The sequence below is a fragment of the Reyranella sp. genome (assembly GCF_050185545.1).
In the GTDB taxonomy this organism is placed as follows: Bacteria; Pseudomonadota; Alphaproteobacteria; order Reyranellales; family Reyranellaceae; genus Reyranella.
In genome coordinates, this window is sequence record NZ_JBFWZI010000002.1 from 98873 (window position 1) to 118468 (window position 19596).

The following is a 19596-nucleotide window of genomic DNA, read 5'->3' on the forward strand; positions in this document are numbered from 1 at the left end:
CAGGAAATTTGCTGCGTCCCGGCACCGACGCGATGGCAATTAGTTCATGTGAAACTGGCGTAACCGCATGCATCGTGTGTTCCAAGCGTTTATCGACGGCCTTGCCGCCAACGGCGACCCCGAGCGTCTCCATACTGTCCTCGCCGATGCGGGCGCGGCGCTCGATCTGAGCTGCTTCGCGTACCTTTCCATGCCGCCGAGAAGGGGTGATGCGGCCGAGCTCATCTCGAACTACCCGGTCGAGTGGACCGATCATTATCTGCGGGAACACTATGAGCGGGTCGACCCAGTCATTGTCGAGGCGCTGAAAGCCACAGAGCCGTTCGAGTGGGGACAAGAATTCACGGCGAAGCGTTTGTCCAAGGCGCAATGCGCGCTGCTCGACGAAGCGGCGCAGTTCGGGATCCGCTGTGGCTTCACAGTGCCGGTTCACGACTCCCGTGGTCCGGTAGCAGCGGTCACGTTTGCCGCGGACGAACGTCGCCCGACGTTCCAGCGCTGTATCGAGCAAAATCGGACTGTGCTGCAGCTCATGGCGATGTATTTTCATGCTCACGCACGCCGACGGCTGTCGATCAATCGCGTTGTTGATGGTGTCGCGTTGTCGCCGCGAGAGCTCGAGTGCCTCGAATGGTCCGCAGAGGGTAAGTCCGCATGGGAAATCGGACGCCTTCTGAATATCTCACGTCGCACGGCGGCGTTTCATCTCGACAATGCGAAGATGAAGTTTGGCGTCAGGACAATATGCCAGGCCGTCGCCAAGTTGGCCGCCTCTAAGGCCGCCACCGGATAGGTTCCATTCTCCATCCCCTGTGCAACAGCACAGGATGTGGGCTGCCCCGCTGATCGCTTCCAATCGCGCAGGTCCAAACCTGCCAGGAGGCGAATATGCTCCAACTCATCACCCCCGATCGCTACGGTGCATTTCTCGATGACCTCGCCGAAATGCATCGACTTCGTTACCGTATTTTCAAGGAACGGCTCGGCTGGGACGTTCAGGTCAGCGGCGACATGGAAGTCGACGAATTCGATGCGTGCCGGCCCGTCTATCTGCTGCAGAGAGATGACGTCGGCCGTGTTCAGGGCTGCGTGCGGCTCTTGCCGACGGCCGGACCCACCATGCTTCGCGACACGTTCCCGGCGCTCCTGGATGGACAGGCTGCGCTGGCATCCGACACCATCTGGGAAAGCAGCCGCTTCGGCGTCGATCTCTGCACCAGAGAGGCGAAGACCGCCGGTAGCATCGCACGAGCGACCTACGAGCTCTTCGCCGGCATGATCGAGTTCGGCTTGATGCGACAGCTCACCGATATCGTCACAGTAACGGACGCCCGGATGGAGCGCATTCTTTGCCGCGCGCGCTGGCCGCTGAAACGTCTCGGCACACCGCGTGCTATCGGAAAAACGATTGCGGTCGCAGGTTACCTCGAAGTCTCGCCTGAGCGGCTGCGGGAGGTTCAAGAAGCCGGAGGCCTCAGCGCGCCGGCGATCAGCGATGTGGGAGTCCGAAACCGACGCTTCACTCCAAGTGGCGCGATGGAGCGGGCGGTCGCGTAAGTCCCCGATCGGCAGCCCGGTAGCAGCCGGCGCCGGCGAGCATCGCCACCGCGTGCGACTCCTTCGCTCGGTCCGTGGGCTCGCCGATCGGCTGCCGATTTCAGCCTCGGAGGCCAGAGTAAATTTGCAAAGCCTGTCGGACATGGAGATCCGTGATCTCATGTATCTTGAGGCGTCGGCGGCCGCGGGCAACTTCACGCATGCCGCCAAGGCGCTCGGAATCAACACATCGACGATCAGCCGTCGCGTGGGACGATTCGAGGACGAGCTCGGTCTCGCGATGTTTGAACGTGGGCACGCGGGCGTTCGGCTGACGACGGGCGGCAAGGCGATACTGCCACACATCCGCCGCGCGTTGGCCGAGCTCGACGCCATTCGTCATGCCGGCGATCAAAATGGCAATGGCATCGTCGGGGAAGTCCGCCTCGCGGTGCGAATGCCGCCGGTTGGCGAACCGCTGCGGAGCCTCTTTTCCGGTTGGCGAGAAAGACACCCGGAGGTCGTGCTTTCGATCGCGGAAATGAACGAGTGGGAGATTCAAAGAGCCGAGCGGGAGCGTCGGATCGATGTTGCTCTGATGACGAGCCACACGTTGTGGCCAGACGCCGTGACGGCACCGCTCTACCGCGAGCGGATTGTTGCGGCGATCCCATGTGAACATCCTCTCTCGGAGGATGACGCGGTCGATTGGAAGAGCTTGCGGAGGGAAACCTTCCTTGTTCAGGCTTGGGACAACAGTCACTCCGCCCGCGAGTTCTACTCTTCGTTCATGGGCTGCGGCGTCAGGTTCGAGTCCCACGCCGGCAGCAAGCAGTGCGTGTTCGCGCTGGTGGCAGCAGGGTTCGGGATCACCCTCGCCACGACGAGCCAGGCGGAAGTCGTGTTCCCGGGCGTCGTCTATCGGCCGATCCGCGAGGAGAACGCTTGGGTGCAGGTCGAGCTCGTGTGGTGCCCGGAGGCCGAAGACCCGGCCGTCGGACGGTTCGTCGCCTTCATGCGCGATGAGGCGCGCTCACGTCAGCTTTTCTGAGGCGGATTTTTCAGAATGTGGACGCTGCGGCGGGGATTCCGTGCGGCGCAGTTTGGCGAAGGCGCGGTCGGTCGCCATGAACCGCACCAACATGGGACCGATCAGCTTGGCTGGCTCCACCACTCCCTGGCCAGTTTCACGGCCGAGCGCATTGCCATAGGCCACGAGGTCGCGATGGATCGTGGCCGGCAATTCGATCGTGAGCTTGACCGGTTTGTCGTCCGGAATGGTTCCGAGCTTCAGCTTTGCCATGTTGGTCCCTCATGCGCCGTAGGGTTCGAGGACGAGATCGTGGGTGACCATCACGCGCACGGGGAAGCCCGGCCTGATGGTGATCGTCGGCTGAATGTTGAGAGAGCGCCCGACGACTTGCTCGCCGACCTGGCTGAAGCTCTGCGATGCGCCCTGTCGGATCGCCTGCGCCAGATTGTTCTCGCTGTTGCTCGTGCCCGCTTCGGAGCCGACGCTCAAGAGCGTGGAGAGGATCGCCGCCTTGAACAGCGTGCCCCAATGGTTGTCGACCTCGTCCTCGAGGCCGGCATAGCCTTCGGTGTCGGCGCCCGGCTGACGTTCCAGGACGATTGAATGGCCGTTCGGCATGATCAGGCGGTTCCAGACGAGCAGCGCGCGCGTCTGTCCAAAGGCGATCTGCGCATCATACTGCCCGACCAGGCGCGCGCCTTGCGGGATCAGAAGGATCTTTCCCGTCGGACTATCATAGACGTCTTCCGTCACCTGGGCGGTAACCTGACCGGGAAGGTCGGAACGAAGGCCGGTGATCAACGCTGCAGGGATCACCGCGCCCGCTTGCAGAATGTATTTGCTGGCGGCGGGCTGGACGCGGTCCGGGCTCGTGGTGCGGCGGTCGACGGCGCCGTTGAGAAACGCGAGCTTGTGATCCTGCGAGGTCAGGTCGCTTGAACCGACGGCCGCGACGGCAGGCGTCGTGCCGGCCGGAGTTGCTGCCGAGGCTGTTGGCGCAGTTTGGCGGACATTTGTCGTCGTGAAGAGGCGGCTCGTGCGCGCGGCCTCCTGTTCCTGCGCGATCCGCTGCTGCTCGGGATCGGTGCCGGTCGGCATACCGGGGGCTGGGGCTCCACTGTTGAGGATCGGCCGGCCGAGATCGCCGGGAAGCGGCGGCCCGAGCTGCGGCGCAGGCTTGGGCAGCCCCGTGTAATCTCGGGGAAGATTCGCCAGGCCATCGGGCGTGTTGCGATTGTTGGTATTGTAGAGTTCGGAGCCCGTGGTCTGATGCTGGGGCTTGAGCGCGAAGAACAACGCGCCGCCGATGCCGAGCGCCGCGGCCGTGCCCAGACCGAGGAGCACTCTTCGCGACAGACGGGTGACCGGCGGTCGGCTCGACCGCAACCGCATCTCCTCGGCTGGGCGACTGCCTCCGCTCGGCTCGCCTTCTTGACGGGGTTCATCCGTCACGACTGCGGCCTCCCGTCGGTGCGGACAATCCGCACGAGTTGCTGATGTTTGCCGCCGAGCTTGAGTTCGGCTGCGGCGAACAGCCGATCGACGATCATATGGTTGCCTTTGACGCGGTAGTTGACGAGCTGGCCGTCCCCTTCGGCGCCGATGACCCAAAGCGGCGGCAACTCGCCCTGGCTGATGCCGCTCGGAAACTCGATGAACACCTGCCGGCCATCGTCGAACGCGCGGAGCGGCCGCCAGGCGGGATTGTCGCCCTCGATGCGATAGCGAAAGTTCAGCGCGTTGATATCGACTCCGGTCGCCACGGGCGTCGCAGCGTCGGCGGCCGCGTTCTGCTGACGAAGGGCGATGAGTTGGTCTTGCGCATAGGCCCAGGAGACCGATGCCATGTAGGTCTTCTCGTCGGAATGCAGCTCGAGGTGATAGGTCCGCCGATCGGTGTTGATGACGAGGTTGCTGATGAGATCGGCGCGCGTTGGCTTGACGAGAATGTGGATGCGCTTGGCCGCGCCGGCGCCGCTCTCCGTATCGCCGATGATCCAGCGCACGGTGTCGCCCGCCGCGACGGGGCCGGAGCCGACAAGCTGCTCGCCCGGCTCGAGCGCGATGTCGGTGATCTCGCCGGGCGCGGCGTAGACCTGGTAGAGCGCGCCGTCGGAGAACGGATAGACCTGAATCGCGTTGAGATAACCCGCTCGTGTTGGCTGAATTCGGGCCGCGCCATTCGCCTGATCGACGCGCGCGTGCGGATCGGCGGGTTCGGGTGGCGCTTTCGTCGATCCGGGAATCCGCTTGAGCTGGCCGGGCAGAGGGAGCGGCTTCGGCAGCTCGACAATCTGCACGGGCTTGGGTGGATCGGGCTGAAGCACAGCTTGCTTCGGCGTGTCGTCGTAGGTGATCTCGGGCGGCTTCCACGTCGAGCACGCTGCCAGGGACGTCGAAACAAGCAGAAGGGTTGCGAGAGGCAGCGGGCGCATCAGCCGAGCTCCTTTGACCAGTTGAGGGCGTGGACGTAGACGCCGAGCGGATTTTTCTTCAGCCGATCGGCGTCGGTCGGCGTCTGCACAACGATGGTGAGGATGGCGCTCCACCGCTCCGTGGCGGCGAGCGCGTTGTCGACATAGCGCCGCTCGACCCATTCGACGCGAAAGCTGCTGTCGGAGGCGCGGATCACGCTCGCCACCTCGACGGACACCTGCGTCTTCCCGACCTTCGAGAATGGATCATTGGTGCGGGCGTAATCGTTGAGGGCCAGCGCGCCCTTGTCGGTGACGTAGTTGTAGGCGTCGAGCCAGTCTTGCCGCAGCACGACTGGGTCGGCAGGAATGCTGCGCACCTCATCGATGAACCGAGCGAGATGCCAGGCGATCTGCGGATCGGTTGGCTGATAGTCCGCGACCGCCGGTGCAATGGCCTGCGCCTGGCCCAGCCTATCGACCTGCACCACCCACGGCGTGATGGTCCCCCGGGCCGATTGCCAGACCAGCCCGCCAGCGAGGCCGCCGCTTAGCGCCAATGCTCCGAAGAAAGCGAGCCGCCAATTCTTCGCCTGCACCCGGGCGGAACCGATACGCTCGTCCCAGACCTGGCCGGCCTTTTGATAGGGTGTCTCCGGCTCGGGCGTCCTGCCGTAGCGCACCGTGGATCGTTTGAACATGGGCTAATCCCCCTCCGAGAGGTCGATCTGGTGACCGCCGCTCGCCCGGTCTCCGGAGCGGATGGCGTGGTCGGCGGCGGACACGCCGCGGCTGATGGTCTGACTGCGCTTCATGCGCTGCGCCCAGGCCGGCGGGCCGTCTGAAGCGGTCGAGGATCCCGCACCGCCGGCGCTCGCCGGCGCGCTTCCGCGCATCACGGCGCGCTCGCCCGATGCAAAGCTCTCTTTCAGGCTGGCCGCCGCGCGGCGAAGCGGGCTCATCGCCACCGACCCGGCGGCCTGAGCGACACCGGTCGCGCCGCCGGCGCGATAGGCGGCCGTGGCACCGCCCGCGACGGAAGCGCCCGCGCGCGCCGTGCCCGCGATCGCACCACCCGCGGCGGCGAGTCCGCTCGCCGTGGCAGCGATTCCAGCGGCGCCGATGCCCGCCGCCGCGAGGCCTGTGCCGACCGCAGCGCCAGCGCCCAGTTGCGGGCCTCCAGCGATCAGGCCGTTGGCGATGCCGGGACCGAAGATCGTGAGGCCGAGCAGCGAGAGCGCCGCCAGGATGAGTGTCAGCGCGTCGGAGATCGTCGGCGGATTGTTGAAGCCGCTGGTGAACTGATTGAATATCGTCGAGCCGATGCCGATGATGACGGCGAGCACCAGGATCTTGATGCCGGACGAGACCACGTTGCCGAGCACGCGCTCGGCGAGAAACGCGGTGCGGCCGAAGAGGCCGAAGGGGACGAGAACAAACCCTGCGAGGGTCGTCAGCTTGAACTCGATCAGGCTGACGAAGAGCTGGATCGCCATGACGAAGAAGCTGATGATGACGATCAGCCAGGCGACGAGCAGGATGATGATCTGCACCAGGTTCGCGAAGACGCTGGTGAAACCCATCATCCCGGAGATCGCGGTCAGGATCGGCTTGCCGGCGTCGATCCCGACCTCGGCAATCTTGCCGGGCTGAAGAAGCTGCGAGGCGCTGATGGTGCCGCCGCCCGCTTCGATGCCGAGCCCGGCGAAGCTGTTGTAGATGATCTGCGCGAGGTTATTGTAGTTGCCGATGATGAAGGCGAAGACGCCGATATAGAGCGTCTTCTTGATGAGGCGCGCGAGCACGTCCTCGTCGGGCGCCATCGCCCAAAAGAGACCGGCGAGCGTGATGTCGATGGCGATGAGAACGCCGGCGAGCCAGCGCACATCGCCCTGGACCAATCCAAATCCGGAATCGATGTATTGGGTGAACGTCCCCAGGAAATTGTCGATGACGCCGGTGCCGCCCATTGCGTTTACCTGTCGGGAGATTTGGCTGATGCTGCGGACGGGGTCGTGGTGTTGGGCGGCTGCTGGTAGGTGAAGAAGCGGCGGCGGCTCTCGGCCCAGGCAGCTTCGCAATCGGCATCGTCCTTCGCCTGCGCGGCGAGGACCTGGCACCGCTTCAGTTCGTCCGAGAGCGGATCGGAGGTCGCCGCGGGACTTGCAGCGTGGTCCGGCGAGCGCAATTGAGCCTCACGAAAGTGCAGCGTGGCGGCGATAATTGCGATACCGACCAGAGCGAAGCCGACGGCGCGCGCAATGGCGGGAAGATTGAGGAAACGGCCGCGCATCAGTGGAACATCTGCGCATTGCCGGGCTGATAGCCCGAGCCATAGTTGAGGAAGTTCTGCATCTGCGCTTGCGCCTGGGCCTGGGTCTCGAGTTGGCGGGCGGCGTCCAAGCTCTGGGCTCGCGCGATCGAGGCCATGACAGCGGTGAGGTCGGCGAGCTGCTTGGTCTGGATGGCGACGAGCTGATTGCCGGACTGCGCGGCTTGGAGCGCGCCGGTAGCGCCTTGGCTCGCCGTCACCAACGCGTCGATCTGGGTGCGTGTCGAGTCGAGGTTCTGCACGACGCCGGCCTGCACGCGCATGGTGTCCTGGAATCCGGCGCGAGCGTTCTGCCAGCGTGACTGCGCGTCGGCGAGAAGCTGCTGCGATGAAGTCCCGCTCGAATAGGCTTGCGGATATTGTTGCGTGAACGCCTGGTCGATCGTGCTGACGCTGTAGGCGATGCGCTGCGCTTGGATGAGAAGCTGCTGTGTCTGGGCGATCGACTGTTCGAGTGTAGCGAGCGAGGAATACGGAAGGCTTGCAAGATTGCGCGCTTGATTGATCAGCGATGTCGCCTGGTTCTCCAGCATCTGGATTTCATTGTTGACCTGCTGAAGCTCGCGCGCGGCGGTCAGGATGTTCTGCGCATAGTTGGTCGGATCGAACACGATCCACTGGGCGCGCGCCGGAACGCTGAGCGCGGCAATGGACAAGGCAGCGACGCCGGTTACGAGACCGGCGCGCAGGCGACGGGCGATCATGAGGAAACCTCCTGGTTGCGGGTGAGCATGTCGGCCGCCCAGTCGAGGTTCGTGCGGCGCAGCCACGCGGCGGCGAAGCCTTCGCGGCCATGGGCCGCGAGGATCTGATCGATGGCGGTCTGGTCGGTCTTTGAGGATGCGGCGGTGAAGGCGAGCGCGACTTCAGAGAGTCCAAGCTCGAAAAGGCGGTTGCCCCGGCGCGATTGGCAGTAGTATTCGCGCTTGGGCGTGGCCCGGCTCAGAATCTCGATCTGCCGGTCATTGAGACCGAAGCGCCCGTAGATCGCCGCGATCTGCGGCTCGAGCGCGCGTTCGTTCGGCAGCAGAATCCGTGTGGGACAGCTCTCGATGATCGCGGGCGCGATGGCGCTGCCGTCGATGTCTGCGAGCGATTGCGTGGCGAAGATGACGGAGGCGTTCTTCTTCCGCAGCGTCTTCAGCCACTCGCGAAGCTGCCCCGCGAAACCGGGATCGTCGAGCGCGAGCCAGCCTTCGTCGACAATGAGCAAGGTCGGTCGGCCGTCGAAGCGATCTTCGATCCGGTGAAAGAGATAGGACAGAACGGCAGGCGCAGCGCCGGCGCCGATCAGGCCCTCGGTCTCGAAGGCCTGCACCTCCGCCTCCCCAAGGCGTTCGGTCTCCGCATCGAGTAGCCGGCCCCAAGGTCCGGCGACCGTATAGGGCTGCAACGCCTGCTTGAGCGCATTGGACTGCAAGAGGACGGAAAGACCGGTGATCGTCCGCTCTGTATCCGGCGCGGAGGCGAGCGAGGTCAGAGCAGACCACAAATGCTCCTTAAGCTCGGGCGTGACGGTCACGGATTCGCGGGCAAGCAGCGCCGCGATCCATTCCGCGGCCCACGCACGCTCGCCGGCGTCATCGACGCGCGCGAGGGGCTGAAGGGCGACGGGCGCGCTCGCGTTGTCGGCCAGCGCGCCACCGAGATCGTGCCAATCGCCGCCCATCGCCAGCGCAGCGGCACGGATCGAGCCGCCGAAATCGAAAGCAAAAACCTGGGCGCCCGTATAACGCCGGAACTGCAACGCCATCAGTGCGAGCAGGACGCTCTTGCCGGCGCCGGTCGGGCCGACGATCAGCGTGTGACCGACATCGCCAACATGGAGGCTGAATCGGAACGGCGTTGAGCCCTCGGTCCTGGCGAAGAACAGCGGGGGCGCCTGAAAATGCTCATCTCGTTCCGGCCCGGCCCAGACCGCCGAGAACGGCATCATGTGCGCCAGGTTCAATGTCGAGACAGGCGGCAGACGCACATTGGCGTAGACGTGGCCGGGGAGCGATCCGAGCCAGGCCTCGATCGCGTTGACGCCTTCGCGCATGCACGTGAAGTCGCGTGCCTGAATAGTCTTCTCGACCAAACGCAAGCGCTCGTCGGCGACGCGGGAGTCCTCGTCCCAAACCGTCACGGTGGCGGTGATGTAGGCCTCGCCGACCAGGTCCGTGCCGAGCTCCTGCAGAGCCGCGTCCGCGTCGAGCGCCTTGTTGGCGGCGTCGCTGTCCATCAGCACCGACGCCTCGTTGGTCATCACCTCCTTCAAGATCGCCATGATCGACTTGCGCTTGGCGAACCATTGGCGACGGATCTTCGCGAGCAGCTTGGTCGCGTCGGTCTTGTCGAGACAGATCGCGCGTGTCGCCCAGCGATAGGGAAAGGCGAGCCGATTCAGATCGTCGAGCAGGCCGGGCCAGGTCTGCGACGGAAAGCCCATGATCGTGAGGGTGCGCAGATGGGCGCGGCCCAGCTTGGGCTCTAGGCCGCCGGTCAGGTCCTCGTCTACCAGGATGGCGTCGAGATACATCGGCGTTTCGGGCACGCGCACGCGCTGGCGACGTGTCGAAACGCAGGAATGCAGGTAGCTGAGAGTCTCGCTGTCATCGAGCCAATCAGCTTCGGGCATGAAGCCTTCGACCAGGGCGAGGACACGATCGGTGCGGTCGATGAAGCCATCCAGCGCGGCGCGCCAGTCCGCGGCACCCTGTGCGCGATTCTCGTAGAGCCAAGCCTCGGCGCGCGCGGCATCGTCAGCGGGCGGCAGCCAAAGCAGCGTCAGGAAATAGCGGCTCTCGAAATGCGCGCCTTCTTCCTGAAACTGAGCGCGCCGTTCGGCATCGACCAGAGCCGAGGTCGCATCAGGAAATTCGCCGACGGGATACCAATGCGCATGCACGCGCTGGGCCTCAATGAACACAGCCCAGCCGGAGCCGAGACGGCGCAGGGCGTTGTTGAGGCGCGACGTGATGGCGACGAGCTCGGCCGGCGTCGAAGAGTCGAGATCTGGCCCACGAAAACACGCCGAGCGCTGGAAGGAGCCGTCCTTGTTGAGAATGACACCCTTCTCGACCAGGGCCGCCCAAGGCAGGAAATCGGCCAGGCTCTGGCTGCGGCGACGGTACTCGGTGAGGTTCATCATCGTTCGAACCTCACGCGACCAGATGCTGCGGGTAGCGCAGATGGCGGCGCACCACATCGACAAAAGCGGGATCGCGCTTCGCGGCCCACACGGCGGCGAGGTGGCCGAGCAACCAAATCGCCCCGCCGACGATCCACAAGCGAAGACCCAGGCCGACGGCGGCCGCCAGCGTGCCGTTGACGATCGCAACCGCGCGCGGCGCGCCGCCGAGCAGGATCGGTTCGGTCAGCGCGCGATGAACAGGCGCGTAGAAGCCGGGGATGGCCGCATCGTGCTCCATCACACCAGCGCTCCGCCGCCGAACTGGAAGAAAGTCAGGAAGAAGCTCGACGCGGCGAAGGCGATCGAGAGACCGAAGACGATCTGGATCAGCCGCCGAAACCCGCCGGACGTCTCACCGAAGGCCAAGGTTAGGCCGGTGACGATGATGATGATCACCGAAACGACCTTGGCGACGGGGCCCTGGATCGAATCCAGGATCTGGGTCAGTGGCTGCTCCCAGGGCATGTTGGAGCCGGCGGCGTAGGCCGGCGCAGTCGCAAGCGCGACGAAGATGAAGGCCGAAGCCATGGCGAACGCACGGCGAGCACGATTGAGCAGCATCACGAGTCTCCTGCGGAGGTGAGGACGTAGTCGCCGGTCGGGCCAAGGCCCTTCACCACCGCCAGCTCGGCGAGCCGGCGCGCGGAGCCGCGGCCGGCGAGGACCGCGATGAGATCGATCGTTTCGGCGATAAGCGCCCGCGGGACCGTGACGACGGCCTCCTGGATGAGCTGTTCGAGACGGCGCAGCGCGCCGATCGCGGATCCGGCGTGCAATGTCCCGACGCCGCCGGGATGGCCGGTGCCCCAGGCTTTCAAGAGGTCGAGCGCCTCCGCGCCGCGCACCTCACCGATCGGAATGCGGTCCGGCCGGAGACGTAGCGACGAACGGACGAGATCGGAGAGCGACGCCGCGCCATCTTTGGTGCGGAGCGCGACGAGGTTCGGCGCTGCGCATTGTAGCTCGCGTGTGTCCTCGATCAGCACGACGCGGTCGCCGGTCTTGGCGACCTCGGCGAGGAGGGCGTTGACCAAGGTGGTCTTGCCTGTGGAGGTGCCGCCGGCGACGAGCACGTTCTTTCGCTCGCGGACCGCGACGCGCAGCAGCTCTGCCTGCGCCGCCGAGATGATGCCGGAGCCGACATAGTCGTCGAGCGTGAACACGGCGACGGCCGGACGCCGGATGGCGAAGCACGGCGCCGCGACCACTGGAGGCACCAGGCCCTCGAACCGTTCCCCGCTTTCCGGCAGCTCGGCCGAGACGCGCGGACTGTTTGCATGGACCTCGACACCGACATGATGCGCAACGAGGCGTACGATGCGCTCAGCGTCCGCTGGCGTGACGCGGCAGCCGGTATCTTCGAGGCCACCCGACAACCGATCGACCCACAAGCGACCGTCGGGATTGAGCATCACCTCGACGATGCTCGGATCTTCGAGATAGGCGGAGATCGCCGGCCCGAGCGCGGTGCGCAGCATGCGCGCGCCGCGGGCGAAAGCTTCAGACCGGAGGGAGATTGTCGTCACATGAGCCCCGCAAGGTCGCCTCAACTCAGAGGCGGATGTCAGCGGGGTTGATTAGAAAGAGCCGGAAATGGGACTCCGCAACAACGATGATGAGGCGGGAGGGCTCTGGGATGGAAAGACAGGCGGCTGGGACGAACGGTGTCAGGAGTTCTTGTCGGCCTGTCCCTGCTCAGACGCAGGGGCGATATCCTGGCTCACCTCGTCGGCAAGCTTGCGACCACGCGCCAGCCTTCGGCCAAGCGCCTCGACGAAGCCCTCATAGCGCTCCCGCCCCTTGGTTTGGGCGGCCGCAAGCGCGGTGTCGGGCAAGGCGGGCGTGCTGGTCAGCCAGAAACGCACGAAGACTGCCAGCGCCTCGTTCGAAATGGTGACGTGCCGCTCGATCATTTCCATCTGTCGCGTCATACGATCAAGCCGTCTCGCGAGCGCGGCCTCCAAGCGGTCGGCGCCATCGGGCGACAGATGCGAGGCAAGCGCCGCTTCGACGACGAGGGCCTGCGGCACGCGCTTGCGGGCGGCATAGTCCGCGAGCTGGTTCGCGAGGTCCGGTGGAAGGCGGAAGGTGTGCTTGGAACGCATGGCCGTCACATCTGCATGTCATCGCCGGGATCGAGGGAGACCTGGCGGGCGACAGCTCCGAACGTGCGCTGCATGATGCGCTGGCGCTGGACCTCGTCGTCGGGTTCCTCGTCCATCGGCTCGAATTCCTGAACGGGTGCCTTCGGCTCCGGCACGATTTCCTCATGCTCCGGCAATTCCGGTTCGCGCCGGATGCCAGCGTTGGCGGGATCTTCCGTGGCGGTCGCTGCGGGCGGCGGCACAACCGCACCGGCCCAATCGCCATCTGGCGGGAGCGATGGAGTTTCGCCGCGTCGCGTCGGTCTTGGGTTCGATAACGTCGGCGGCTGGAGGATGCGCGCCTTCAATTCCGGGTCTTCGTAGTAGCGCGCCTTCGTTGCGCGGATCGGGGCGCAGCCGGACATCAGCACCAGCTCGTCGTCGGGCGGGAGCTGCATCACCTCGCCGGGTGTCAGCAGAGGGCGTGCCGTTTCCTGCCGCGAGATCATCAAATGCCCAAGCCACGGGCTGAGCCGGCTGCCCGCGTAGTTCTTCATCGCACGCAACTCGGTCGCCATGCCGAGCGCGTCTGAAACACGCTTGGCGGTGCGTTCGTCATTCGTCGCGAAGCTCACTCGCACATGGCAATTGTCGAGGATGGAGTTGTTCTGGCCGTAGGCCTTCTCGATCTGATTCAGTGACTGCGCGATCAGGAAACTCTTCAGGCCGTAACCGGCCATGAAGGCCAGCGCGCTCTCGAAGAAGTCGAGACGGCCGAGCGCCGGGAACTCATCGAGCATCAGCAGCAGCCGATGCCGGCGCCGCTTCGAGTCGAGTTCCTCGGTGAGGCGGCGACCGATCTGATTGAGGATCAGGCGCACAAGAGGCTTGGTCCTGCTGATGTCGGACGGCGGGACAACGAGATAGAGCGTCACTGGACGCTCGGCCTCGACCAGATCACGGATGCGCCAGTCGCAGCGCCGCGTGACGGTTGCGACAACGGGATCGCGATAGAGACCGAGGAACGACATGGCGGTCGACAAAACGCCGGAACGTTCATTCTCGCTCTTGTTCAGCAGCTCGCGCGCGGCGCTCGCGACGACGGGATGAACCCCCTTCGTCCCCAGATGCGGTGTCGTCATCATTGCCCGCAGCGTCGTCTCGATCGGGCGCTTCGGATCGGAAAGAAAGTTGGCGACGCCGGCGAGCGTCTTGTCCGCCTCGGCGTAGAGCACGTGCAGGATGGTGCCGACCAACAGTGAATGGCTCGTCTTCTCCCAGTGGTTCCTCTTCTCCAGAGCACCTTCGGGATCGACAAGGACGTCAGCGATGTTCTGCACGTCGCGCACCTCCCACTCCCCGCGACGGACCTCGAGCAGGGGATTGTAGGCGGCGCTTTGCTTGTTGGTCGGATCGAACAGCAGCACGCGCCCGAACAGCGCCCGCCAGCCGGCGGTCAGCCCCCAGTTCTCGCCCTTGATGTCGTGGACAATCGCCGAGCCAGACCAGGTCAGCAGCGTCGGCACGACGAGGCCGACGCCCTTGCCGGAACGCGTCGGCGCGAAGCACAGCACATGTTCCGGACCGTGGTGGCGGAGATAGGCGCCGCGCCAGCGACCGAGCAGAACGCCGTCGGGATGGAGAAGGCCCGCCCGCTTGATCTCGCGCGTCTCGGCCCAGCACGCGGACCCATAGGTCGTCACCTTCTTCACTTCGCGCGCCCGCCATACCGACATCGCGACGGCCACGACGAACGCGGCTATCCCGCCGGCGCCCGCGATGAAACCTCCCGTAACGAAAATCTCATGGGCATAGGCGTCGTAGGCGAACCACCACCAGAAGAACGCCGGCGGCTGGTATATCGGCCAGCCGAACAAGGTGAACCAGGGGCGCCCGAGCTGGGGTTGGAAGGCGAGTTGCCAAGCGGTCCACTCCGTTGCCGCCCACATGAAGGCGAGCACGGAAGCGCAGACGAGAAGAATCTGGACCCAAAGAATCTTGGTCGGGTTCATGGCGAGACCAGATCAGCGGCGTCGCGGAAGGCCGACGCAAGCTCAGACTGCGAGGGCTCAAGCGGCTGGACACGGTGGCGCAGTAATCGGACGGTTCGCAGCAGGATCGTCATAGTCCCAGCCCCCGTTTCCGGCCGAGAGTCCAATCCACGTTCCCGCTAGGGGCCATGACGCCACGCACCTCACGACCGAGCTCCTTCTCCAACGCCGGCCGCCACGGTACGAGCTGGAAGCCGAGCCCATCGTCGATCATGGCGAACCGGCCGGCGGCGAGCGTCACCCGCTGCCGATAGACGCCCGAGACGCGCTCGCCTTCCGCCGCGGGCTGATAAGCGAGCCCCGTCTCCGCAGCGAGCTTGGCCGCCACGTCGTACAATTCTCGCCGACGCAAGGTCGCGAGGAGATCGCGAGCGAAAATCACCCGCTGCCCCTGCCGGTGAGCGAGTCCTTCCTGTGCGAGATGATCGACGCGCGCTTCCATAGCCTGGCGCACCTGGGCGCCGAACCCGCCGCTGCTGAGCGGCGCATCCTTGGTCAGGAGCTGTCGATCGAGCCAGGTCGCCCCCGACGCTGTCACTTGCGCCTCGATCGAAAGGTCCGAGCGGGTCGCGAGCGACAGGCGGCGCCGTCCGTTCGAGTCGTCATAGCTCCGCGCCTCTACGATCGCCCCCGCCGGCGCATCGCCGGTCATCTCGAGATCGGAGAACTTGAGATGATGGGTGCGGCCATCGACGCCGGCGACGATCGCATAGGCGGTCCCCTTGAGCTCGTCGTCGAGGCCGCGCTTAACCAGCCGGCCCAGCACTGGATCGGATGGCTCCTCTCCGTGCAGAGCGAAAGAACTGACGTCCGGCTCATGCCCGCCGACGCTCACCGCCTGGTGCATCGTCTTGATGATGTCGCCCCGGATGCCGAGTTGGCGGAGCGCCGGTTCAAGCCCTGGCTTGAGCGTCCAGCAGGCAGGGCCGACCGGATCCGCGAGGCCGAGGCGTTCGAGTTTCGCCGTCCGCCCGAGCAGCAAGCCGCGCAGCTCGGGGTCCTCGGCGTTAGGCCCGGGCCGCAGGTCGGCGACGCCGCCGCATTCGTCGGAGATGTCGCGCAGCGCCCGGTCGAGGCTCGTCCATCGGTCTGATCCAACTTCTCGTTCGAGGGCCGTGCGGATCTCCCGCTCGCTGCGCGGGCCCAGCTCAAGCGTGACGCGCTGGGCTGCGCGATCGCGAAAACCCAGGCTGATGTATTCGCGGCTGATGACCAGGTCCTGACCGTCATCGGCACGGCCGCGGATGAGGACATGGATGTGTGGATTGTCGGTGTTCCAGTGGTCGACCGCGACCCAGTCGAGCCTGGTGCCGAGATCCTTCTCGACATCGAGCATCAGCTCGCGCGTGAAGGTCTTGAGGTCGCCGAGCTCGGCGCCGTCTTCCGGCGAGATGATGAAGCGGAAGTGATGGCGGTCATCCTCGCAGCGTTCGGCGAAGGCGCGTTCATTCGCAGTGTCGGAGGTCGCGTCGAACATCCGCGCGTCCTCGCCGTCGCGTGTCACACCCTCGCGCTTGAGGTAAGCCATGTGCTTGGGCAGCGGCGCCGAGCGAAACCGCGCTCCGTGGTGTCGCACGACGCGCGCCTTCATCACCACGCGGCGAGCGTTCGAGCGCAATCGAATCGAGACCGCCGCGCGCCTGCCGCGTCCGAAGCGCGACCGGCTGCGGCCCTGGCTCGAACGGAAGCTGTTGCCGACATGGCCGGCCTTCTTCGCGGCCCGCATCACCTCGCCGACGAAGGTCTGTGGCCGCTTGCCGCCACGGTTGCCGTGCTGGATGCGCCCGGGCCGGACCCGCAGGTCGTCGTCGCGCGTCGTCATGGTGCAGCGACCCGAGACAGTTTGAGGCGACGGCGCGCGAAGCCTTGAAATGCTTGCACAATTTGCAGAAAGCGCCAGCAGCGGGGGTCTCTGGTGTCGGTGAATTCCTCAATCTTCCCAACCACATAAGCCGCGCCGAAGGCCGGCCTTTTCCCTTGCCGTCCGTGGGTTGGTCGTCTTCGCTCCCCTGCATCCACATCCGAACGTGTCCGCTTGCCCGCCACACCCAGACGAGACCAAAGGAGGCTCATGGCCTGGGCCCACGGGCCGACGGACGCGCGAACAGTCCCTCAGACTGTGGCGCGAGGCCCGTCCAATCGGCAGCCGACGCTCCAATCGATCGCTGTTTCAGCACGCCATCCGATGACGGTGGCGCTATCGTCGAACCGTCACTGCGCTGCACCGGAAACAACGGTGCGTCGGTCCACGAGCGGATGATCGCCGTGATGATATTGCCCGGTTCCGATCCGCCGTCGCGCAGCAATGGCGCGAGTGCAGCGACATAGGCTCGCGTCTCTGCCGGCAACGGACGCCCGGTCGCAAGGTGATCCTCATACCGTCCCGGACCCGCGTTGTAGGCCGCGAGGAAGCCGAGCGCACCGTAGCGGTCATGCAGCTGGCGAAGATACGCCGCGCCTGCCAGGATGTTGTCGTGCGGGTCAAATGGATCGGCGCCGAGGCCGTATCGTGCGCGTAATCCCGACCAGGTGTCGGGCATGATCTGCATCAGCCCCATCGCACCCTTGGGCGAGACGGCGTGCACGACCCCGCGACTTTCCGCCTGGATGACAGCGTTGATCCAAGACGTCGGAACGCCGAAGCGCAGCGCGGCTTCCGACACGAACCGAGCAAAGCGACCGCTCTCCGATGTGACCGCTGATACACGCCTGTCGCCCGCCTGCGCATGAGCAACGCCGCTCGCCGACAACAGCACCGCTATGATCGCGAGCGAGAGGTGACGGCTAAGCTTGTGCGATTGATGTGAGCCGGTACAGCGAGCGAGAGGTGCGGCGATGGCCGGGAACGAGGAAGAGTCGCGAGGCGGGGGCGACGCCGCGGGAGCCGACCGAGCGAATGGTTGAGGCATGGTCAGTTCTCCGCGTAAGTCCAGATCGGATCGGCGCGGCCGACGATGCTGGTCGTCGGCAGAGGCCCGAAATACCGGCCGTCGAGAGAGTCCGGTGGCGTGCGATTCATGAGGAAGACCTCGTCCGGCCCGAGCACGCGGCAGCCCTGCCAATCCGGCAGCACACGGCCGAGGCGGTCGCGTTCGAGCGCGTCGCCCATGGCCGTGCCATCGACGGTGATGCGCTGTGCGATACGGCAGACGGTCTGACCGGGAAGCGCCAGGATGTGCTTCACGAGCGGCACGCCAAGCGGCAGGTAACGGCGCGCGGCGAAGACCTGCGCGAGAGGCGCCGGCGGCTGGACTACGACCAGTTCGTCGACATGCAGCGGAGGCGCGCGCCGCACGGCATAGAGGCCGATCGGGACGCTGGCGCTGGCGTTCCAGAGCAGCTTCGGCGCGGGATGAACGAGGCTCGACAGCGCGACGAAGAGCGTTGTTGCGTAGGTGGTGAGGACGAAGCCGAAGCGCGTCATGGCGCAAGCCTTCGGCGTAGCAGCCAGGCGCGATGCTGCTCGCGGCTATAGGGGCGCGACGGCAGGCCGACGATGAGGCGATTGTGGAGATGACGCCAGTGATCCGGCGCGGCGTCGGCAGGATCGATGCCGAGCGCCTCGACCGCGTCGATTGCCTGAAGGACACGCTCGACCTTCGACCAGCCGCTGATGCGCAACAGAATGTCGCCGCCGGGGCGGACGAAGGGCAGCGTCTGATAGGGTTCGCCGTGGTCGATCGCGCGGACGATGTCGATGCGCGAGACAACCGTGCCGAAATCGTTAGACGCCCAGCGCACGAAGGCGAAGACGCCGCGCGGCGCGAAGCTCAGCACACGGCGGCGACGATCGAGGATCGTCTCGCCGGCGTCGCGGCCGAAGCGGATCCAGTGCTCGATGCGTCCTTCAAGCCAAGTCAGCTCGACATGTGTCAGGAACGGTCCGGCATCGGGCCGCGGCGCGCGGCCGGCGTTGAAATCGGCCATCACGAGCGGTCTCCATCGGTGTCGGGAAATTCGCGCGCCAACAGGTCGCGCAGCATGTCGGCAACGGTGACGCCGCGCTGGAAAGCCGCGATCTTGATCCGGCCCCGCAAGGCGGGCGTGATGTCGACGGTGAGCCGGGCTGTGTAGAGGTCTGCGGCCGCCGCGCCGGACGAGGCGGGATCGGGTGATTTGATCCAGCTCTCGGCGTTGCGCGGACGCGTGGCGAAGCTGCTATTGGGGCTGCGTGCGGTCATGGCGCCAGCCTCTCGACTTCAGCCGCCAGCGCCGCGACCTCGCGCGCGGCCGAGCTGCTATCGTCCTGCTCGAAGACGAGTTGGCCGGTGCGCGCCGCGTCGGCGAAGATGACGCGCTGGCCGATGCGCGCCGCAAGCGCTGGCGGATCATGTTCGGCCAGGCCATGCGCCGTTTCGCGGGCGATGATGGTGCGCGCGGGACAGCGATTGAGAATGAAGCGGGCCAGGAGCTCGGGGCGAAAGACACGCGCTTCGGCGATCAGCGCCAGCATCTCGGCCGATGCCCAACCGTCGAAGGGCGACGGTTGCGCGGGAATCAACGTGAGGTCAGCGGCAAGCAGCGCCGAACGCAACAGGGCGGCGACGCGCGGCGGTCCGTCGATGATGACGTGATCGGCATGCCGAGCGAGCTCGGGCGCCTCGCGATGCAGCGTGTCGCGCGCCAGGCCAATGACGCCGAACAGACGGTCATGGCGCCGGCGTCCGCGCTGCTCGGACCAGTCGAGCGCCGAGCCTTGCGGATCGGCGTCAATCAGGGTGATCCGCTTTCCTTGCCGGGCCCATTGGCCGGCGAGATGCAAGGCGAGCGTCGTCTTGCCGACGCCGCCTTTCTGGTTGAGCAGCGCGACGATCATCGAGCGCCGCTCCCGGTTTTGCAGTGGGTGTCGGTGTTCGAGGTTTCGTGAACTGGCGGGCAAGCGGAACTGAGCCTGCACAAGGACTTGCGACCATAGATATAGTTCCATGTTTGTGAACTGACCCCAAAATGTGCGATGATCACGTATTGAGT

22 protein-coding genes are annotated in these 19596 nt (G+C 65.6%); 3 read left to right on the top strand and 19 right to left on the bottom strand.

Annotation, left to right across the window (positions count from 1 at the left end; genetic code table 11):
- The first annotated feature begins 67 nt into the window (after positions 1 to 67).
- The 3 genes from AB7O82_RS01120 (at position 68) to AB7O82_RS01130 (ending at position 2587) form a co-directional block, all read left to right on the top strand.
- Positions 68 to 793 (top strand): helix-turn-helix transcriptional regulator, encoded by a 726-nt coding sequence (locus AB7O82_RS01120; protein ID WP_428618439.1) that lies wholly within the window; start codon positions 68 to 70, stop codon positions 791 to 793.
- 95 nt (positions 794 to 888) lie between these two features.
- Entirely contained in the window at positions 889 to 1557 is a 669-nt protein-coding gene (locus AB7O82_RS01125) for an acyl-homoserine-lactone synthase (protein WP_428618441.1), read from the top strand.
- Between the two features lie 124 nt (positions 1558 to 1681).
- The gene (locus AB7O82_RS01130) at positions 1682 to 2587 is read left to right on the top strand and encodes a LysR family transcriptional regulator (protein WP_428618443.1); all 906 of its coding nucleotides are present in this window, start codon (positions 1682 to 1684) and stop codon (positions 2585 to 2587) included.
- On the opposite strand, the gene AB7O82_RS01135 is transcribed toward AB7O82_RS01130, so the two are convergent.
- The 19 genes from AB7O82_RS01135 to parA all read right to left on the bottom strand — a co-directional run bounded on the left by AB7O82_RS01135 (position 2570) and on the right by parA (position 19441).
- The gene (locus tag AB7O82_RS01135; protein ID WP_428618444.1) at positions 2570 to 2839 is read right to left on the bottom strand and encodes a DUF2274 domain-containing protein; all 270 of its coding nucleotides are present in this window, start codon (positions 2837 to 2839) and stop codon (positions 2570 to 2572) included. The two genes, AB7O82_RS01130 and AB7O82_RS01135, sit on opposite strands and share 18 nt — an antisense overlap.
- Before the next feature lie 9 nt (positions 2840 to 2848).
- On the bottom strand, positions 2849 to 4021 hold the full coding sequence (locus tag AB7O82_RS01140; protein WP_428618447.1) for a TrbI/VirB10 family protein: 1173 nt from the start codon (positions 4019 to 4021) through the stop codon (positions 2849 to 2851).
- Positions 4018 to 5004, bottom strand: coding sequence for a P-type conjugative transfer protein TrbG (gene trbG, locus AB7O82_RS01145; RefSeq protein ID WP_428618450.1), 987 nt, complete (start codon positions 5002 to 5004; stop codon positions 4018 to 4020). The genes AB7O82_RS01140 and trbG overlap by 4 nt, the downstream gene beginning before the upstream one ends.
- The gene (gene trbF, locus AB7O82_RS01150) at positions 5004 to 5684 is read right to left on the bottom strand and encodes a conjugal transfer protein TrbF (protein ID WP_428618452.1); all 681 of its coding nucleotides are present in this window, start codon (positions 5682 to 5684) and stop codon (positions 5004 to 5006) included. Before trbF ends, trbG begins: the two co-directional genes overlap by 1 nt.
- A gap of 3 nt (positions 5685 to 5687) precedes the next feature.
- A complete protein-coding gene (gene trbL, locus AB7O82_RS01155) occupies positions 5688 to 6953 on the bottom strand; it encodes a P-type conjugative transfer protein TrbL (RefSeq protein WP_428618455.1) in 1266 nt (421 codons plus the stop codon).
- Between the two features lie 5 nt (positions 6954 to 6958).
- A complete protein-coding gene (gene trbK-alt / locus AB7O82_RS01160; RefSeq protein WP_428618457.1) occupies positions 6959 to 7276 on the bottom strand; it encodes a putative entry exclusion protein TrbK-alt in 318 nt (105 codons plus the stop codon).
- On the bottom strand, positions 7276 to 8019 hold the full coding sequence (trbJ, locus tag AB7O82_RS01165; protein ID WP_428618458.1) for a P-type conjugative transfer protein TrbJ: 744 nt from the start codon (positions 8017 to 8019) through the stop codon (positions 7276 to 7278). Before trbJ ends, trbK-alt begins: the two co-directional genes overlap by 1 nt.
- Positions 8016 to 10448, bottom strand: a complete 2433-nt coding sequence (trbE, locus tag AB7O82_RS01170; RefSeq protein ID WP_428618460.1) for a conjugal transfer protein TrbE — start codon at positions 10446 to 10448, stop codon at positions 8016 to 8018. Before trbE ends, trbJ begins: the two co-directional genes overlap by 4 nt.
- Positions 10449 to 10458: 10 nt before the next feature.
- Positions 10459 to 10728 (bottom strand): VirB3 family type IV secretion system protein, encoded by a 270-nt coding sequence (locus tag AB7O82_RS01175; RefSeq protein WP_428618463.1) that lies wholly within the window; start codon positions 10726 to 10728, stop codon positions 10459 to 10461.
- Positions 10728 to 11051 carry a TrbC/VirB2 family protein gene (locus AB7O82_RS01180; RefSeq protein WP_428618465.1) on the bottom strand — a complete coding sequence of 108 codons (324 nt, stop codon included), beginning with the start codon at positions 11049 to 11051 and terminating at the stop codon, positions 10728 to 10730. Before AB7O82_RS01180 ends, AB7O82_RS01175 begins: the two co-directional genes overlap by 1 nt.
- Positions 11051 to 11968 (bottom strand): P-type conjugative transfer ATPase TrbB, encoded by a 918-nt coding sequence (gene trbB / locus AB7O82_RS01185; RefSeq protein ID WP_428618467.1) that lies wholly within the window; start codon positions 11966 to 11968, stop codon positions 11051 to 11053. Before trbB ends, AB7O82_RS01180 begins: the two co-directional genes overlap by 1 nt.
- A gap of 189 nt (positions 11969 to 12157) precedes the next feature.
- The gene (locus tag AB7O82_RS01190; RefSeq protein ID WP_428618469.1) at positions 12158 to 12595 is read right to left on the bottom strand and encodes a CopG family transcriptional regulator; all 438 of its coding nucleotides are present in this window, start codon (positions 12593 to 12595) and stop codon (positions 12158 to 12160) included.
- Between the two features lie 5 nt (positions 12596 to 12600).
- The gene (locus AB7O82_RS01195) at positions 12601 to 14586 is read right to left on the bottom strand and encodes a conjugal transfer protein TraG (protein ID WP_428618472.1); all 1986 of its coding nucleotides are present in this window, start codon (positions 14584 to 14586) and stop codon (positions 12601 to 12603) included.
- 109 nt (positions 14587 to 14695) lie between these two features.
- Positions 14696 to 16447, bottom strand: a complete 1752-nt coding sequence (locus tag AB7O82_RS01200) for a relaxase/mobilization nuclease domain-containing protein (protein WP_428618475.1) — start codon at positions 16445 to 16447, stop codon at positions 14696 to 14698.
- 247 nt (positions 16448 to 16694) lie between these two features.
- Complete coding sequence (locus AB7O82_RS01205; RefSeq protein WP_428618476.1) at positions 16695 to 17534, bottom strand: lytic transglycosylase domain-containing protein; 840 nt, start codon at positions 17532 to 17534, stop codon at positions 16695 to 16697.
- Between the two features lie 2 nt (positions 17535 to 17536).
- The gene (locus AB7O82_RS01210; RefSeq protein ID WP_428618479.1) at positions 17537 to 18049 is read right to left on the bottom strand and encodes a S26 family signal peptidase; all 513 of its coding nucleotides are present in this window, start codon (positions 18047 to 18049) and stop codon (positions 17537 to 17539) included.
- Complete coding sequence (locus AB7O82_RS01215; RefSeq protein WP_428618482.1) at positions 18046 to 18552, bottom strand: DUF2840 domain-containing protein; 507 nt, start codon at positions 18550 to 18552, stop codon at positions 18046 to 18048. The genes AB7O82_RS01210 and AB7O82_RS01215 overlap by 4 nt, the downstream gene beginning before the upstream one ends.
- On the bottom strand, positions 18552 to 18806 hold the full coding sequence (locus tag AB7O82_RS01220; RefSeq protein WP_428618484.1) for a hypothetical protein: 255 nt from the start codon (positions 18804 to 18806) through the stop codon (positions 18552 to 18554). Before AB7O82_RS01220 ends, AB7O82_RS01215 begins: the two co-directional genes overlap by 1 nt.
- A complete protein-coding gene (gene parA / locus AB7O82_RS01225; protein ID WP_428618487.1) occupies positions 18803 to 19441 on the bottom strand; it encodes a ParA family partition ATPase in 639 nt (212 codons plus the stop codon). Before parA ends, AB7O82_RS01220 begins: the two co-directional genes overlap by 4 nt.
- Between the last annotated feature and the right edge of the window lie 155 nt (positions 19442 to 19596).

Coding starts and splice junctions, on each gene's coding strand:
- trbG (WP_428618450.1), bottom strand. CDS start 5,004: ATGCGCCCGCTGCCTCTCGCAACCCTTCTGCTTGTTTCGACGTCCCTG.
- trbB (WP_428618467.1), bottom strand. CDS start 11,968: ATGCTGCGCACCGCGCTCGGGCCGGCGATCTCCGCCTATCTCGAAGAT.
- AB7O82_RS01205 (WP_428618476.1), bottom strand. CDS start 17,534: ATGCCTCAACCATTCGCTCGGTCGGCTCCCGCGGCGTCGCCCCCGCCT.
- trbJ (WP_428618458.1), bottom strand. CDS start 8,019: ATGATCGCCCGTCGCCTGCGCGCCGGTCTCGTAACCGGCGTCGCTGCC.
- AB7O82_RS01120 (WP_428618439.1), top strand. CDS start 68: ATGCATCGTGTGTTCCAAGCGTTTATCGACGGCCTTGCCGCCAACGGC.
- AB7O82_RS01190 (WP_428618469.1), bottom strand. CDS start 12,595: ATGCGTTCCAAGCACACCTTCCGCCTTCCACCGGACCTCGCGAACCAG.
- AB7O82_RS01215 (WP_428618482.1), bottom strand. CDS start 18,552: ATGGCCGATTTCAACGCCGGCCGCGCGCCGCGGCCCGATGCCGGACCG.
- trbE (WP_428618460.1), bottom strand. CDS start 10,448: ATGATGAACCTCACCGAGTACCGTCGCCGCAGCCAGAGCCTGGCCGAT.
- AB7O82_RS01135 (WP_428618444.1), bottom strand. CDS start 2,839: ATGGCAAAGCTGAAGCTCGGAACCATTCCGGACGACAAACCGGTCAAG.
- AB7O82_RS01200 (WP_428618475.1), bottom strand. CDS start 16,447: ATGACGACGCGCGACGACGACCTGCGGGTCCGGCCCGGGCGCATCCAG.
- parA (WP_428618487.1), bottom strand. CDS start 19,441: ATGATCGTCGCGCTGCTCAACCAGAAAGGCGGCGTCGGCAAGACGACG.
- AB7O82_RS01175 (WP_428618463.1), bottom strand. CDS start 10,728: ATGGAGCACGATGCGGCCATCCCCGGCTTCTACGCGCCTGTTCATCGC.
- AB7O82_RS01180 (WP_428618465.1), bottom strand. CDS start 11,051: ATGCTGCTCAATCGTGCTCGCCGTGCGTTCGCCATGGCTTCGGCCTTC.
- AB7O82_RS01220 (WP_428618484.1), bottom strand. CDS start 18,806: ATGACCGCACGCAGCCCCAATAGCAGCTTCGCCACGCGTCCGCGCAAC.
- AB7O82_RS01210 (WP_428618479.1), bottom strand. CDS start 18,049: ATGACGCGCTTCGGCTTCGTCCTCACCACCTACGCAACAACGCTCTTC.
- trbL (WP_428618455.1), bottom strand. CDS start 6,953: ATGGGCGGCACCGGCGTCATCGACAATTTCCTGGGGACGTTCACCCAA.
- AB7O82_RS01125 (WP_428618441.1), top strand. CDS start 889: ATGCTCCAACTCATCACCCCCGATCGCTACGGTGCATTTCTCGATGAC.
- trbF (WP_428618452.1), bottom strand. CDS start 5,684: ATGTTCAAACGATCCACGGTGCGCTACGGCAGGACGCCCGAGCCGGAG.
- trbK-alt (WP_428618457.1), bottom strand. CDS start 7,276: ATGCGCGGCCGTTTCCTCAATCTTCCCGCCATTGCGCGCGCCGTCGGC.
- AB7O82_RS01195 (WP_428618472.1), bottom strand. CDS start 14,586: ATGAACCCGACCAAGATTCTTTGGGTCCAGATTCTTCTCGTCTGCGCT.